General features: G+C 64.0%; 15 protein-coding genes. 12 read left to right on the top strand and 3 right to left on the bottom strand.

Translation table 11 applies throughout. The features are described 5' to 3' along the window. Nucleotides 1-22 precede the first annotated feature (22 nt). From EV674_RS13790 to hisA, 12 genes are all read left to right on the top strand, one after another. Nucleotides 23-298, top strand: a complete 276-nt coding sequence (locus tag EV674_RS13790) for an STAS domain-containing protein (protein WP_119014051.1) — start codon at nt 23-25, stop codon at nt 296-298. Nucleotides 299-337: 39 nt separating this feature from the next. Then, nucleotides 338-1,258: an ABC transporter ATP-binding protein gene (locus EV674_RS13795; RefSeq protein WP_119014025.1), complete on the top strand. Its 921-nt coding sequence runs from the start codon at nt 338-340 to the stop codon at nt 1,256-1,258. Next, the gene (locus EV674_RS13800) at nt 1,255-2,010 is read left to right on the top strand and encodes an ABC transporter permease (protein WP_119014024.1); all 756 of its coding nucleotides are present in this window, start codon (nt 1,255-1,257) and stop codon (nt 2,008-2,010) included. Before EV674_RS13795 ends, EV674_RS13800 begins: the two co-directional genes overlap by 4 nt. 51 nt (nt 2,011-2,061) lie before the next feature. Next, entirely contained in the window at nt 2,062-2,307 is a 246-nt protein-coding gene (locus EV674_RS13805) for a BolA family protein (protein ID WP_119014023.1), read from the top strand. Between the two features lie 109 nt (nt 2,308-2,416). Further along, entirely contained in the window at nt 2,417-3,700 is a 1,284-nt protein-coding gene (murA, locus tag EV674_RS13810; protein ID WP_119014022.1) for a UDP-N-acetylglucosamine 1-carboxyvinyltransferase, read from the top strand. Next, nucleotides 3,701-4,390 carry an ATP phosphoribosyltransferase gene (hisG, locus tag EV674_RS13815; protein ID WP_119014021.1) on the top strand — a complete coding sequence of 230 codons (690 nt, stop codon included), beginning with the start codon at nt 3,701-3,703 and terminating at the stop codon, nt 4,388-4,390. 23 nt (nt 4,391-4,413) lie between these two features. Then, nucleotides 4,414-4,860 (top strand): hypothetical protein, encoded by a 447-nt coding sequence (locus EV674_RS13820; RefSeq protein ID WP_241524983.1) that lies wholly within the window; start codon nt 4,414-4,416, stop codon nt 4,858-4,860. A 33-nt stretch (nt 4,861-4,893) separates the two neighbouring features. Beyond that, nucleotides 4,894-6,210 carry a histidinol dehydrogenase gene (gene hisD, locus EV674_RS13825; RefSeq protein ID WP_119014019.1) on the top strand — a complete coding sequence of 439 codons (1,317 nt, stop codon included), beginning with the start codon at nt 4,894-4,896 and terminating at the stop codon, nt 6,208-6,210. A 1-nt stretch (nt 6,211) separates the two neighbouring features. Then, on the top strand, nt 6,212-7,327 hold the full coding sequence (locus EV674_RS13830) for a pyridoxal phosphate-dependent aminotransferase (protein ID WP_119014018.1): 1,116 nt from the start codon (nt 6,212-6,214) through the stop codon (nt 7,325-7,327). Next, entirely contained in the window at nt 7,324-7,947 is a 624-nt protein-coding gene (gene hisB, locus EV674_RS13835; protein ID WP_119014017.1) for an imidazoleglycerol-phosphate dehydratase HisB, read from the top strand. The genes EV674_RS13830 and hisB overlap by 4 nt, the downstream gene beginning before the upstream one ends. Before the next feature lie 49 nt (nt 7,948-7,996). Beyond that, entirely contained in the window at nt 7,997-8,665 is a 669-nt protein-coding gene (gene hisH, locus EV674_RS13840) for an imidazole glycerol phosphate synthase subunit HisH (protein ID WP_119014016.1), read from the top strand. 93 nt (nt 8,666-8,758) lie between these two features. Continuing rightward, nucleotides 8,759-9,499 (top strand): 1-(5-phosphoribosyl)-5-[(5-phosphoribosylamino)methylideneamino]imidazole-4-carboxamide isomerase, encoded by a 741-nt coding sequence (gene hisA / locus EV674_RS13845; protein ID WP_119014015.1) that lies wholly within the window; start codon nt 8,759-8,761, stop codon nt 9,497-9,499. A gap of 69 nt (nt 9,500-9,568) precedes the next feature. On the opposite strand, the gene bcsG is transcribed toward hisA, so the two are convergent. Genes bcsG through bcsQ form a run of 3 tightly spaced genes read right to left on the bottom strand, consistent with a single transcriptional unit; the run spans nt 9,569 to nt 14,444 of the window. Continuing rightward, nucleotides 9,569-11,161 (bottom strand): cellulose biosynthesis protein BcsG, encoded by a 1,593-nt coding sequence (gene bcsG, locus EV674_RS13850; protein WP_119014014.1) that lies wholly within the window; start codon nt 11,159-11,161, stop codon nt 9,569-9,571. Nucleotides 11,162-11,172: 11 nt separating this feature from the next. Beyond that, entirely contained in the window at nt 11,173-13,626 is a 2,454-nt protein-coding gene (gene bcsA, locus EV674_RS13855; RefSeq protein ID WP_241524982.1) for a UDP-forming cellulose synthase catalytic subunit, read from the bottom strand. Nucleotides 13,627-13,637: 11 nt separating this feature from the next. Continuing rightward, entirely contained in the window at nt 13,638-14,444 is an 807-nt protein-coding gene (gene bcsQ, locus EV674_RS13860; RefSeq protein WP_157983701.1) for a cellulose biosynthesis protein BcsQ, read from the bottom strand. Nucleotides 14,445-14,535 lie beyond the last annotated feature (91 nt).

Raw genomic sequence — 14,535 nt, forward strand, 5'->3', positions numbered from 1 at the left:
CGCGCCCTTGCCGCCCCCTGCCATGCTGGTGCTGCCCGCTGAACTCACCCACCGCCAGGCCCGCGCCGTGCTGCAGGTGCTGCGCCGGGGCGTGCTAGCACTGCCGCCCGGCGCCCGCGCTGTGGTCGATGCGCGTGCGCTGACCCAGTTCGATACCTCCGCGCTGGCCGTGCTGCTGGAGTGCCGTCGCACGGCGCTGGAGCGAGGCCAGACCTTTGCCGTGCAGTGCCTGGCCCCTGCGCTGGCCAGCATGGCCGTGCTGTACGGCGTGCAAGACCTGCTGCCCGCCGCCGACTGACTCTCCCGTGCTCCCCTGGCCCTAAAATGGCCCGCTTCCATGCCCGCTATCTCTTTCCAATCTGTCTGCAAGACCTACCAAACGCCCAACGGCCCATTCCATGCGCTCGACCATGTGAGCCTGGACATCGCGCAGGGCGAATTTTTCGGCCTGCTGGGCCCCAACGGTGCGGGTAAGACCACCCTCATCAGCATTTTGGCGGGCCTGACGCGCGCCACCAGTGGCCGCGTGCTGGTACAGGGCAGCGATGTGCAAATCGACTACGCTGCCGCCCGGCGCAAGCTGGGCATCGTGCCGCAAGAGCTGGTGTTCGACCCGTTCTTCAATGTGCGTGAGGCGCTGCGTTTCCAGTCCGGCTACTTTGGCGTGCAGCACAACGACGACTGGATCGACGAACTGCTCGACAGCCTGGGCCTGGCCGACAAGGCGGGCGCCAACATGCGCCAGCTCTCGGGCGGCATGAAGCGGCGCGTGCTGGTGGCGCAGGCGCTGGTACACAAGCCGCCCATCATCGTGCTGGACGAGCCCACCGCAGGCGTCGATGTGGAGCTACGCCAGACGCTGTGGCACTTCATCGCCCGCCTGAACAAAGAAGGCCACACGGTGCTGCTGACCACCCATTACCTGGAAGAGGCCGAGGCACTGTGCGGGCGCATCGCCATGCTCAAAAGTGGCCGCGTGGTGGCGCTGGACGCTACCTCCGAGCTGCTCAAGGCCGCTTCAGGCAACGTGCTGGTGTTCAAAACCGACAGCGTGTTGCCGCCCGCGCTGGCCGCGCAGGCGCGCGTTACCGGGCGCGTGGTGCAGATGGTGGCCCACGACACGCAGGAAATCGAACAGCACCTGGCCGCGCTGCGCCAGGCCGGTGTGGAGGCGCAGGACGTGGAAATCCGCCGCGCTGACCTGGAAGACGTGTTTTTGGGTGTGATGGCTGCGGCCACAGGAGGGCGCGGCGCATGACCGGCTGGCAAATGCTGTTTTACAAAGAGGTGCTGCGCTTCTGGAAGGTGGGCTTCCAGACCGTTGCCGCTCCCGTGCTCACGGCGGCGCTGTACCTGCTGATTTTTGGCCACGTCATGCAAGACCACGTCAAGGTCTATGACCGCATCGACTACGCCACGTTTCTGGTGCCCGGGCTGGTGATGATGAGCGTGCTGCAAAACGCCTTTGCCAACAGCTCGTCCAGCATGGTGCAGAGCAAGATCATGGGCAACCTGGTGTTTTTGCTGCTCACGCCGCTGTCGCACTGGGCCTGGTTTGTGGCCTATGTGGGCTCCTCGGTGGTGCGCGGGCTGGTGGTGGGGTTGGGCGTGTTTCTGGTTACGCTGGGTTTTTCTACGCCCGAATTTGCCGCACCGTTGTGGATTGTGGTGTTTGCCCTGCTGGGCGCGGCGCTCTTGGGCGCGCTGGGGCTGATTGCCGGTCTGTGGGCCGACAAGTTTGACCAGATGGCCGCCTTCCAGAACTTCCTCATCATGCCCATGACGTTTTTGTCGGGCGTGTTCTATTCGATCAACTCGCTGCCCTCGTTCTGGCAGACGCTGAGCCACCTGAACCCGTTTTTCTACATGATCGACGGTTTTCGCTACGGCTTTTTTGGCCAGAGCGATGTCTCGCCCTGGCTGAGTCTGGCCATCGTCGGCACGGCACTGGTGTGCGTCAGTGCACTGGCGCTGCACCTGCTGCGCACGGGTTACAAGATCCGCTCCTGAACATTGCCAGCGCTTTTGCTGTGTTTTTACCGCCTCCCCTGAGCTTTTGACATGAACGCCGAACAACTCCAGCAACTCATCAGCGCGGGCCTGCCCTGTGACCACCTCACCGTCGAAGGCGATGGCCGCCACTGGTATGCCACCATCGTCTCGCCCGCCTTCGAGGGCCTGCGCGCCATCGCGCGCCACCAGCGCGTGTACGCCACCCTGGGCAGCCGCATGCAGACCGACGAAGTCCATGCCCTGTCGATGAAAACCTTCACCCCAGCCGAGTGGGCTGTGCAAGTGCAGGGCTGAGGCCCGCGCAGGGTGGCTAAATTGCTATTAATTTAATAGCTGTAAGCGCCCATCCCGCAAGCCTTGAAGGCCAATTTCTTTCTTTTTTGATATTTCCGGGTTTTCAGCCATGGACAAACTCCTTATCCGCGGTGGCAGGCCCCTGCACGGCGAAGTGCTCGTCTCGGGCGCCAAAAATGCGGCCCTGCCCGAGCTGTGCGCGGCCCTGCTGACGCCCGAGCCGGTGCTGCTGGCCAACGTGCCGCACCTGCAAGACGTGGCCACCATGCTCAAGCTCATTCGCAACATGGGCGTGTCGGCTGAGCGTGCAGACGACGGCAGCGTGCGCATTGATGCCAGCGCGCTGTCCACCCCCGAGGCCCCCTACGACCTGGTCAAGACCATGCGCGCTTCGGTGCTGGCGCTGGGGCCGCTGCTGGCGCGCTTTGGCGAGGCCACGGTGTCGCTGCCCGGCGGCTGCGCGATTGGCTCGCGCCCGGTAGACCAGCACATCAAGGGCCTGCAAGCCATGGGCGCGCACATCGTGGTCGAGCACGGCTACATGATTGCCCGCCTGCCCGAGGGCTGGACGCGGCTCAAGGGCGCGCGCATCACCACCGACATGGTCACCGTCACCGGCACCGAGAACCTGCTCATGGCCGCCACGCTGGCCGAGGGCGAAACCGTGCTGGAAAACGCCGCCCAGGAGCCCGAAATCACCGACCTGGCCGAGATGCTCATCAAGATGGGCGCGCGCATCGAGGGCCACGGCACCAGCCGCATCCGCATCCAGGGCGTGGAACGCTTGCACGGCTGCCAGCACGCCGTGGTGGCCGACCGCATTGAGGCGGGCACCTTTTTGTGCGCCGTGGCAGCCACGGGCGGCGATGTGTTCCTGCGCCATGCCCGTGCCGACCACCTGGACGCCGTCACGGAAAAGCTGCGCGAAGCGGGCGCCGATGTGCAGGCCGAAGACGGCGGCATCCGCGTGCGCAGCGCAGGCGCCAGCCAGCTCAAGGCACAGGGCTTTCGCACCACGGAATACCCCGGTTTCCCCACCGACATGCAGGCGCAGTTCATGGCACTGAACTGCGTGGCCCAGGGCACGGCAGCGGTCACTGAAACCATTTTTGAAAACCGCTTCATGCACGTCAACGAGCTGCTGCGGCTGGGCGCGCGCATCCAGGTGGATGGCCGCGTGGCCGTGGTCGAGGGGCTGGGCGGCGCAGCGGGCGCGGGCCTGTCGGGCGCCGCCGTGATGGCCACCGATTTGCGCGCATCGGCCAGCCTGGTCATTGCGGCCCTGGTGGCCGATGGCCAAACCGTGGTCGATCGCATTTACCACCTCGACCGGGGCTATGACCGCATGGAAGCCAAGCTGCGCGGCATTGGTGCCGACATTGAAAGAATCTAGATGAGCCACACCCCACCTGCTGCCACCATCACGCTGGCCCTGTCCAAGGGTCGCATCTTCGATGAAATCATGCCGCTGCTGGCCGCCGCTGGCATCGAGGTGCTGGAAGACCCGGAAAAGTCCCGCAAGCTCATCCTGCCCACCAACCGCCCTGAAGTGCGCGTGGTGCTGGTGCGCGCCAGCGATGTGCCCACCTATGTGCAGTACGGCGGCGCCGACATGGGCGTGTGCGGCAAAGACACGTTGATCGAGCACAGCGCCGAGTGGGGCGGGGCGGCCCGTTCGGGCCTGTACCTGCCGCTGGATTTGCAGATTGCCAAATGCCGCGTGAGCGTGGCCGTGCGCACCGATTTTGACTATGCCCAGGCGGTCAAGAAGGGCTCGCGTTTGAAGGTGGCCACCAAATACACCGCCATTGCCCGCGAGTTTTTTGCCAGCAAGGGCGTGCACGTTGATTTGATCAAGCTCTACGGCAGCATGGAGCTGGCGCCCCTGACGGGCATGGCCGACGCCATTGTCGATCTGGTCTCCACGGGCAACACGCTCAAGGCCAACCACCTGATGGAGGTCGAGCGCATCATGGACATCAGCTCGCACCTGGTGGTCAACCAGGCCGCGCTCAAGCTCAAGATGGCCCCCCTGCGTCGCATCATTGATGCGTTTGCGTCGGCCATTCCGGCTGCGTCTTGATCTGCTGTGCCCGCTCCCACAGCGTGCTTGCCAGTGTGCCGGGGCAGGAACACAATCGCGCCCGCGCGGATACGGTATCTGCGCGTAACAATTCCTTCGATGGATCAAAGGCACGTATGTTGAAGAAAGCAGTTTTGCTGGGATTTTTGGCCCTGAGCGGTATGTCCCACGCCGCAGACGCGGATTTCACCCTGGTCAACCGCACCGGGTATGCGATCAATGAGGTCTTTATTTCGCCCACGAAAAAAGACAACTGGGGCAAAGACCGCCTGGGCAGCAACCAGTTGCTCAACGGCCAGGCCCGCAAGTTCAAGTTTGGTGATACCAAAAACTGTGTTCAGGACATCCAGGTGGTGTTCGCTGACGATGATTCCGAAGTCGAATGGGAAGGCTTCAACCTGTGCGAACTGAACAAAATCACCCTGCGCTACAACCGCAAGACGCGTGAAGTGTCTGCCGATTCCGAATAAGCCTCCGCCTTTTTCCTACTGCGATAGAAAGCCATGAAAGCCACGCCTGCCCGTTTGCGCACCGACAGCGCCTGTTTTGAAGCCGACTTCCAGGCACGTCTGCATTGGTCGGCCGACCAGGACGCAGCCATCGAGCAGCGCGTGGCCGACATCCTGGCCGATGTGCGAAAGCGGGGCGATGCTGCTGTGCTGGACTACACCGCCCGTTTTGACAACTTGCAGGTGCCCACCCTGCAAGCCCTGGAGTTGACGCAGGCCGAGCTGAAAGCCGCTTTTGACGCTATCCCCTCTGCCCAGCGCGAGGCACTGCAAGCTGCGGCTGCGCGGGTGCGCAGCTACCACGAGGCACAGAAAAAAGCCTGCGGCGAGAGCTGGAGCTACCGTGACGAAGACGGCAGCCTGCTGGGCCAGAAGGTGACGCCACTCGACCGCGTGGGCATCTATGTACCCGGCGGCAAGGCAGCCTACCCCAGCAGCGTGCTGATGAATGCCATCCCCGCACACGTGGCCGGGGTGCCCGAGATCATCATGGTGGTGCCCACACCACGCGGCGAGAAGAACCTGCTGGTGCTGGCCGCCGCCTATGTGGCGGGTGTGACGCGCGCCTTCACCATCGGCGGCGCACAGGCCGTGGCCGCGCTGGCCTATGGCACGCAGACGGTGCCGAAGGTGGACAAAATCACCGGCCCTGGCAACGCTTACGTGGCCAGCGCCAAAAAGCATGTGTTTGGCACCGTGGGCATCGACATGATTGCCGGCCCGAGCGAGATTCTGGTGCTGGCCGACGGCACCACGCCCCCCGACTGGGTGGCCATGGATTTGTTCAGCCAGGCCGAGCACGACGAGCTGGCGCAGTCCATCCTCCTGTGTCCCGACGCCGCCTACATCGATGCCGTGCAGGCCGCCATCGACCGCCTGCTGCCCACCATGCCGCGCGCCGAGATCATCGCCAAGAGCCTCACGGGCCGGGGCGCGCTGATCCACACGCGCAGCATGGAAGAGGCCTGCGCCATCAGCAACCGCATCGCCCCCGAGCACCTGGAAGTGTCCAGCCACGAGCCGCACCGCTGGGAGCCGCTGCTGCGCCATGCGGGCGCCATTTTTCTGGGCGCCTACACCAGCGAATCGCTGGGGGATTACTGCGCGGGCCCCAACCACGTGCTGCCCACCAGCGGCACGGCGCGTTTTTCTTCGCCACTGGGCGTGTACGACTTCCAGAAGCGCAGCAGCATCATCGAAGTGAGCGCGCAGGGCGCGCAGAAACTCGGCCCCATCGCCGCCACCCTGGCCTACGGCGAGGGCTTGCAAGCCCACGCACAGGCCGCTGAAATGCGCTTGAAAGACCGTTGACATGACCGCACCGCTGAACCCTCTGAACCGCATCCGCCCCGACGTGCGCGCCATGCACGCCTACACCGTGCAAAGCGCCGACGGCCTGCTGAAGATGGATGCCATGGAAAACCCCTTCGGCCTGCCGCCGCATTTGCAGGCTGCGCTGGGCCAGCGCCTGGGTGCCCTGGAGCTGAACCGTTACCCCGGCCCCCGCAACGACGATTTGCGCGCCGCGCTGGCGCAGTACGTTGGCCTGCCCGAAGGCTGCGCGCTCATCCTGGGCAATGGCTCTGACGAGCTGATCAGCCTGGTGACGCTGGCCTGCGCGCTGCCGCCCGGTGCCGATGGCCAGCGCCCGGTGGTGCTGGCGCCGGTGCCCGGCTTTGTCATGTACGCCATGAGCGCACAGTTGCAGGGGCTGGATTTTGTCGGCGTGCCGCTCACCCCCGACTTTGCGCTGGATGAGGCCGCCATGCTGGCCGCCATCGCTCAGCACCGCCCAGCCATCACCTACATCGCTTACCCCAACAACCCCACGGCCACGCTGTGGGATGCGGCGGTGGTGCAGCGCACCGTGGATGCCGTGGCGGCAGTGGGTGGCATCGCCGTCATGGACGAGGCCTACCAGCCCTTTGCCAGCCGCACCTGGCTGGACGCCATGCGCGCTGAGCCTGCGCGCAACAGCCATGTGCTGCTCATGCGCACGCTCTCCAAGTTTGGCCTGGCCGGGGTGCGCCTGGGTTATCTCATCGGCCCGGCTGCGCTGGTGGGCGAGATCGACAAGGTGCGCCCACCCTACAACGTGAGCGTGCTCAATTGCGAGGCCGCTTTGTTCGCCCTGGAGCATGCCGACGTGTTTGCCGCCCAGGCCGCCGAGCTGCGCGTCCAGCGCACGCGCCTGATTGCCGCCCTGCGCGCCATGCCCGGCGTGGAGCACGTCTGGGACAGCGAGGCCAACATGGTGCTGGTGCGCGTGCCCGACGCCGCCCGCGCCTTCGCTGGCATGCGCGAGCGCAAGGTTCTCGTCAAGAACGTTTCTACAATGCACCCCTTGCTGGCCCGCTGCCTGCGCCTGACCGTAGGCAGTGACTCCGAGAATGCGCGCATGCTGGACGCGCTCCAGGCTTCGATATGACCTCTTCTGCCCTGATCCCCTCCACCTCCACCGACCGCATCGCTGAAGTCAGCCGCAATACCGCCGAGACGCGCATCACTGTGCGCATCAACCTCGACGGCACGGGCCAGTCCAGCCTGCACACGGGCATTGGTTTTTTTGACCACATGCTGGAGCAAATCGCCCGCCACGGCCTGATTGACCTCGAAGTACACGCTGATGGCGACCTGCACATCGACGGCCACCACACCGTGGAGGACGTGGGCATTACCTTCGGCCAGGCCGTGGCCCGCGCCGTGGGCGACAAAAAGGGCCTGCGCCGCTACGGCCACGCCTATGTGCCGCTGGACGAGGCGCTGACGCGCGTGGTGATCGACCTCTCGGGCCGCCCCGGCCTGGTGCAGAACATCCCGTTCACCAGCGGCATGATTGGCGCCTTCGACACGCAGCTGACGCATGAGTTCTTTCAGGGCTTTGTCAACCACGCGGGCGCCACGCTGCACATTGACAACCTGCGCGGCGTCAACGCCCACCACCAGTGCGAAACCGCTTTCAAGGCCTTTGCCCGCGCCCTGCGCTTTGCCGTGGAGCGCGATGCGCGCGCGGCGGGCACCATTCCCTCGACCAAGGGCTTGCTCTAATTTCAAGCCAAATCGGCCTCAAACGCTTGCCAGGCAAGCGCAACCAGCTATGAATACAGAAGCAAAAATCGTCGCGGTCGTGGACTACGGCATGGGCAATCTGCGCTCGGTGGCACAGGCCGTGATGGCGGCTGCCGAGGGCTCGGGCTGGACGGTGCGCGTCACCGCCCAGCCTGACGAAGTGCGCGCGGCCCACCGCATCGTGCTGCCCGGTCAGGGCGCCATGCCCGACTGCATGCACGAGTTGCAGGCCTCGGGGTTGCGCGAGTCGGTGCTGGAAGCCGCTGCCAGCAAACCATTGTTTGGCGTCTGCGTGGGCATGCAAATGCTGCTCGACCACAGCGCCGAGGGCGATACCCCCGGCCTGGGCCTGATTCCGGGCGAGGTGCTCAAATTCGATCTGGCTTGCAAGCTGCAAAGCGATGGCAGCCGCTACAAGGTGCCGCAAATGGGCTGGAACACCGTGCGCCAGGTGGCACACGGCGGCGCCGTGCACCCGGTCTGGGCCGGGGTGCCGGACAACAGCTATTTCTACTTCGTCCACAGCTTCTACGCCCGGCCACAGGACGCGCGCCACTGCGCGGGCGAGGCCGATTACGGTGGCCCGTTTGCCGCTGCCATCGCCCGTGACAATATTTTTGCCACCCAATTCCACCCGGAAAAAAGTGCGGACCAGGGCCTGGCGCTGTACCGTAACTTTTTGCACTGGAACCCCTGAGCGCTTGCCTTTGTGCCGCTCTGCCGTTACAAAGCCGATTCATCCTGTTCGGGCCCAACCTGTGAAGGCCCTTTTCTCTCCCGTAAATCCACCATGCTGCTCATTCCCGCCATCGACCTCAAGGACGGCCACTGCGTTCGCCTCAAGCAAGGCGATATGGACCAATCGACCACCTTTGGTGAAGACCCGGCCGCCATGGCGCGCAAGTGGGTGGATGCGGGCGCGCGCCGCCTGCACCTGGTCGATTTGAACGGTGCCTTTGCTGGCAAACCCAAAAACTACGCTGCCATCCAGGCCATCCTGAAAGAGGTGGGCGACGATATTCCGGTGCAGCTCGGTGGTGGTATCCGCGACCTGGACACGATCGAGAAATACATCGACGGTGGCCTGCGCTACGTCATCATTGGCACGGCAGCGGTGAAGAACCCCGGCTTCCTCAAAGACGCCTGTACTGCGTTTGGGGGTCACATCATCGTGGGTCTGGACGCCAAGGACGGCAAAGTGGCCACCGACGGCTGGAGCAAGCTCACCGGCCACGAGGTGGCCGACCTGGGCAAGAAGTTCCAGGACTGGGGCGTGGAGTCCATCATCTACACCGACATTGGCCGCGACGGCATGCTCTCGGGCATCAACATCGATGCCACCGTCAAGCTGGCGCAGGCGCTGACCATTCCGGTGATTGCCTCGGGCGGCTTGGGCAGCATGCAAGACATCGAACGGCTCTGCGCCGTCGAGAGCGAGGGTGTGGAAGGTGTGATTTGCGGCCGGGCCATCTATTCGGGCGATCTGGACTTTGCCGCCGCCCAAGCGCGCGCCGACGCCCTGGCGGCCTGATAGCCGCCGGTAAAGCACCACCACCGGTGCCCTGCTTCCCGCCCTTGGCGCGCCACGATGGAGGCGCCGTCAGGGCGCGTATTTGATCCACGGGTCGTTGCCCGACTTCAGAAAGTATTGGCCCGCGTCGTTGCGCAGCGTGACCACGTCCGCGTTTTCGGAAATGAAGCGCGTGCCGGGGAGTTTGGCGATGCGTTCGGCCAGGGTTTGCAGGGGCTGGGGCGCAAAAGGGTTGTCGGTGAACCAGTCGTTCAACAGGGCAAACAGATCCAGGTAGCTCATGGGCTGGTTGACCACCAGCGGCGCGGTGGGCGTGTTGTTGGCCGGTGTGCCGACAGGGGCGGCTGGCAGCGGCAGGCCAATCAGCTTGACGGCGGTGGGCACCACCGTGATGCGCGGGCTGGGGATTTCACGCATCCCTGAAATTTGCATTTTGTCGCCGCGCAAAGCGGCGCCATGCTCGGGCACCAGAATCAGTGCCACGGGGCGTTTGCTCTTTTCAAGATCATTGATGAAGCGGTCGAAGTCGGCCAGCAGCTGTACCAGGCGCGGCTTGTAGGTGTCCAGGCTGCTGCGCGAGGTGATGCCGGGAACCCGGTTGCCATCGTGCAGCGATACGGTGTTGTAGTACAGCGCGGTGGGCGATCGGCCTTGCGCAGTGTGTTTTTTCCACCACTGCGACAGCAGAGCGTAATCGTTGTAGATGGGCGAGCCATCAAAGTTTTGCATGTGGACTGGCGCACTCTGGTTGGGCAGCAGCTTGCCCTGGAGGCCCCCTTTTTGTTCCAGCATGGTGGCAAAATTTTCATACACACCGTCATGGTTCAGCAGGGCGCCGGTTTGGTAGCCTATTTTTTCCAGGCTGGGAAATACATAGCAGGCTGGGTCTTCGCCTTCGTAGATTTGCTGGTGGCGCTGTTGGCCGCAGGTGCCATGCAGCACGCGCAGCGAGGCCGGGCCGCTGTAGCTGGCAGCGCTGTTGAAATCGGTGAACACCACGTCAAAGCGCTGTAGCAGCGGGTGGTCGCGCATTCCGACAAACTCCATGTCGTCCCATGACAGCGAGCACACATGCAGCAAGATGATGTCAAACGGCGGTGGAGTGGTACTGGCGCTGAACTGTATGCGCCGCTGGCTTTGCTCGGCATAAAAGGCCCGCACCAGCTCGTCGGGGGTGCCGGGCTGCTGGGTGGCTGCGCTGGCGTTGGCATCGCCCAGACCGGCCACGCTGGTGTGGGGGTCGGCTGCATCGGTTTGCAGGAACTGCACCATGGGCACGCTCAAAATACCTGCCAGCGCCAGCGTGGCAAAACGGATGCGCCGCGCCAGGAGGCTGTAGCTGCCGATGATGACCACTAGGCCCATCGCCAGTGTGGGGCTGAAGACACGCTGTAGCAACTCCAGCCAGTAGTCGGCACTGAAGCCGAGCAATGCCTTGGCCTGCGAGAGCACGCGCCCTGGCGGGGGCAAATAGGAGTCGCTGTAGAGCAGTGCCAGCGCTGCTGGCCAGGCCAGGACGCTGCGCAACCGACGCCAACGGCCCTGTGGCATGGGCCATGCCAAAGCGGTGCCCAAGGCCAGGTTCAGTACCCAATCAAAGCCCGTGTAGCCGCGATAAAACAGGCCAGTCTTGAGCAAAAAGTAAAGATTCCAGTAGTGCATGGAATCTCGATTCAGAGCGTGCGTGAACGCGGCATGAGGCGTGTGAGAAAGCTGCGCGCATCGGTGGCCAAGGTGTGCCCGAAGGTGCGGTAGCCGCGTACGCCCAGTTCGGCAATCTCTTGCAGGCCTTGCAGTGGGCGGTCGGTGTCATGGCTCTCGTTCCAGTCACGCCACACGTCCTTGCGGGCAAAGGTGCATTGCACCAGGTCGATTTGCTGCTGGGTATCCAGCGGGTCGAATTCCAGACCGACTTCACCGCTGTGGCGTTGCAGTGCCACGGTGGCAGGAAAGACGCATTCCATCTGGCCACGCCATAAACCGAGATGGACTTTTTGTCCTGCAACCAGGGGCGTACCGGCGGCCATGTGCAGGCCCACGCCGGTCATCGAGAAATCCACACATTGGGCGCGCAGCACCTGTCCGTCATCCAGAAACAGGGTGGCGGGCATGCGGGTATTGACCCGGTGCATGCGCCGCACCTGGCGCGACTCGGCTGCCACGCCCAAGGCAGCGCCCAGAATCAGGATGCTGTAGGCCGTCCACAGCAGGTTGAGCAGCACGGTGGCGGTTTCGTGGGTATTCCAGAAGAACAAGCGCCCCAAACCTACGCCAAAAGCCAGGAAGTTCAGTAACACCAGGATGGTGTAGGGGCGTGAAATACCCCAGTCAAAGTACGGCTGCGCCACCAAACCGCCTTTGGCCGTGACGTTGAACGTGCCAATGCGCGGGTTGATCAGTGCCACCGTCGTAGGCCAGGCCACGTACCAGGCCAGCACGGTTTCATACACCTCGGCCCAGAAGCTGTGGCGGTATTCGCCTTGTACGTGGGCGTTGGCAATGTTGGACTGCAAGATGTAGGGAAACACATACAGGGCAATCATGATGGCGCCAGCGTTGATGATGTGCCACTCGAAAAACAGAAACGCCATCGGCGCCGTCAAGAACACCAGGCGCGGTAGTCCGAAGAAAAAGTGCAGCATGGCGTTGCTGTAGCAAATGCGCTGCCACAGCGTCAGCCCCTTGCCCAGAAAGGGGTTGTCGGTGCGGAAAATCTGCGCCATACCGCGCGCCCAGCGAATGCGCTGGCCCACATGGGCCGACAGGCTCTCGGTTGCCAGGCCAGCGGCCAAGGTGCGGTTCATGTAGGCCGTGGTGTAGCCCCGGCGGTGCAGCTTGAGGGCGGTGTGCGCGTCTTCGGTCACGGTTTCGACGGCAATGCCGCCCACTTCCATCAGCGGAGCGCGCCGGATCACGGCACAGGAGCCGCAAAAGAAGGTGGCGTTCCAGAAGTCGTTGCCGTCCTGGATCAGGCCGTAAAAAAGTGCCCCTTCGTTGGGCACGCGCCGGAAGGTGCCCAGGTTGCGCTCGAACGGGTCGGGCGAGAAAAAATGGTGCGGCGTTTGCAGCATGGCGCACTTCGGGTCGTGCTGGAACCAGCCTACGGCGCTGGTCAGAAAAGACTCGGTGGGGATGTGGTCGCAGTCAAAAATGGCGATCAGTTCGCCGTGGGTGATTTCCAGGGCGTGGTTCAGATTGCCTGCTTTGGCATGCCGGTTGTTGGTGCGGGTGATGTGCCGCACGCCCACCGACTCGGCAAACTCTCGAAACTCCTCGCGTTTGCCATCGTCCAGAATGAATACATTGAGTTTGTCGGCGGGCCAGTCGAGTGCCAGCGCTGCCAGCACGGTGGCGCGCACCACGCTCAGGGGTTCGTTGTAGGTGGGAATGAACACATCCACGCTGGGCCATTCTTGTGGCGTGCCGACCAGTGGTGCCGTGGGGCGCTGTAGCGGCCAGGCCGTCTGGATAAAACCAAACACCACCACCAGCCAGGTGTAGGCCTCGGCCAGCAGCAGGCCGTAGCCCAGGAGGTACTCCATGGGCGATTCAAATTCCAGCGAGGACGTCAGGCGCCACCAGGCATACCGGCCCATGGCCAGCAGGCTCAGGGTGGCCAGCATGAGTGTGGGGTACTGCCCCGGCAGGCGCCGCAGCACCATGGCCAGTGCCCACGCCAGCACCATGAACAAGGTCTGGCCAAACCACGTGAAGGGCGTGGTCATGACCAGGATCGCCGCCAAAGTGCCCAGTCCCAGAGCGATCCACCGGGCGCCGGGCAAGGCCAGCACGGGCCCCAGATAGCGATCGGCCAAACGCCCTGACGCGGTAACGTTGATGTGCGGTGCCAGCTTGTCCAGCCAGCGCATGGCCAAACGCACGGGCCAGGCGGCGGCATACAGCAACCTGGCCGTCAGCTTGATGGAGCTGGTCAGCAGCCACGCTACAGCACCCAGCAGGCGGTAGGCGCCGGAGGCCAGACTGGCCCAAATACTGTCGCCCGGCACGGCTGGACGCACCAACAGGCGCCACAGCCACAGTCGCAGGGGCGCATCGCTGGGTACTTCCAGCAAGTGGGCCCACCAGGCTTGCAGGCGGCGCAGGAAACTGGTGGGGGTGGTTGGCAAGGGCGCTGGTGTCATGCGGGTTGCACCAGTGGGGTGTGGGGTGTGGCCTGCGGGGCTGTCGGCAGGTGGTTCATCAGCCACTGGCTGATGCCTTGCAAGTCGTGCGAGGACTGGGCTTGCGGTGCCCAAGCACACACATTGGCAGCCTGCCCGCAGGCCTGGGCGATGTTTTCATCTTCGTGTACGGAGTAGGGCAGCAGCACGTCGCCCCATTGCGCGCGCAGCGTTTGCAGCGCCGTGCGTTGGGAGGGGCGGCGCGGGTCGATGCGATTGATGGCAATGGCGTATGGCACACCGGCCGGTGCTTGCGCCAGAGCCTGCTCCACCAGCGCTTGCGCATGACAAGCGCGGTCCGATGCTTCCAGCACGATCAACACCACACTGGCCACTGCCATGGCCTGACAGGACAGTGGCGCAGGCCAGGTAGGTGTATCTAAAAAGATAGCGCTATCCGCAGGTACATCAAGGTCTTGAAGCCGATTTTGCAACCAATCTGGACTCAGTGCCCATGCGTGCTGCAAAGCGGCCAGTTCCGGCAGGCTGACCGCCCCAAAGGGCAGCCAGCCCACCGCGTCCGAGTTGCTCAGGGCAGCGCCGCCCCACCACTGCCCTTGTGCGGCCAGTGTGGCCCAGCCTGTTTGGTTGCTTTCTGGTGCGCCCAAATGCCGCCCCAGCGTGTTTTGCCTGCACAAGTCAATCGCCAGGCAGGGCCTGCCTTGCATCGCCACCAAGGTGGCCAGATGTGCTGTCAGGGTGGTGCGCCCGGCGCCACCCAGTGGCGAGACGATGGCAATCGGGGCGGCTGTAGTGGCCATCATGGGCTGTGCTCCGGCGGTACTGGGCGCTGTGCAGCGGACGCATAGGGCACGATGCAGCGCAAGGCACGCGTACGTTGGTGCCTGCGCTGCA

The sequence above is a fragment of the Simplicispira metamorpha genome, assembly GCF_004341365.1.
In the GTDB taxonomy this organism is placed as follows: Bacteria; Pseudomonadota; Gammaproteobacteria; order Burkholderiales; family Burkholderiaceae_C; genus Simplicispira; species Simplicispira metamorpha.

Excerpts from the sequence above, each read along its gene's own strand:
- hisD (WP_119014019.1), top strand. The coding sequence starts at position 4,894 with ATGAAAGCCACGCCTGCCCGTTTGCGCACCGACAGCGCCTGTTTTGAA.
- murA (WP_119014022.1), top strand. The coding sequence starts at position 2,417 with ATGGACAAACTCCTTATCCGCGGTGGCAGGCCCCTGCACGGCGAAGTG.
- hisG (WP_119014021.1), top strand. The coding sequence starts at position 3,701 with ATGAGCCACACCCCACCTGCTGCCACCATCACGCTGGCCCTGTCCAAG.
- EV674_RS13800 (WP_119014024.1), top strand. The coding sequence starts at position 1,255 with ATGACCGGCTGGCAAATGCTGTTTTACAAAGAGGTGCTGCGCTTCTGG.
- hisA (WP_119014015.1), top strand. The coding sequence starts at position 8,759 with ATGCTGCTCATTCCCGCCATCGACCTCAAGGACGGCCACTGCGTTCGC.
- EV674_RS13790 (WP_119014051.1), top strand. The coding sequence starts at position 23 with ATGCTGGTGCTGCCCGCTGAACTCACCCACCGCCAGGCCCGCGCCGTG.
- EV674_RS13830 (WP_119014018.1), top strand. The coding sequence starts at position 6,212 with ATGACCGCACCGCTGAACCCTCTGAACCGCATCCGCCCCGACGTGCGC.
- EV674_RS13805 (WP_119014023.1), top strand. The coding sequence starts at position 2,062 with ATGAACGCCGAACAACTCCAGCAACTCATCAGCGCGGGCCTGCCCTGT.
- hisH (WP_119014016.1), top strand. The coding sequence starts at position 7,997 with ATGAATACAGAAGCAAAAATCGTCGCGGTCGTGGACTACGGCATGGGC.
- EV674_RS13795 (WP_119014025.1), top strand. The coding sequence starts at position 338 with ATGCCCGCTATCTCTTTCCAATCTGTCTGCAAGACCTACCAAACGCCC.
- bcsG (WP_119014014.1), bottom strand. The coding sequence starts at position 11,161 with ATGCACTACTGGAATCTTTACTTTTTGCTCAAGACTGGCCTGTTTTAT.
- bcsQ (WP_157983701.1), bottom strand. The coding sequence starts at position 14,444 with ATGATGGCCACTACAGCCGCCCCGATTGCCATCGTCTCGCCACTGGGT.
- hisB (WP_119014017.1), top strand. The coding sequence starts at position 7,324 with ATGACCTCTTCTGCCCTGATCCCCTCCACCTCCACCGACCGCATCGCT.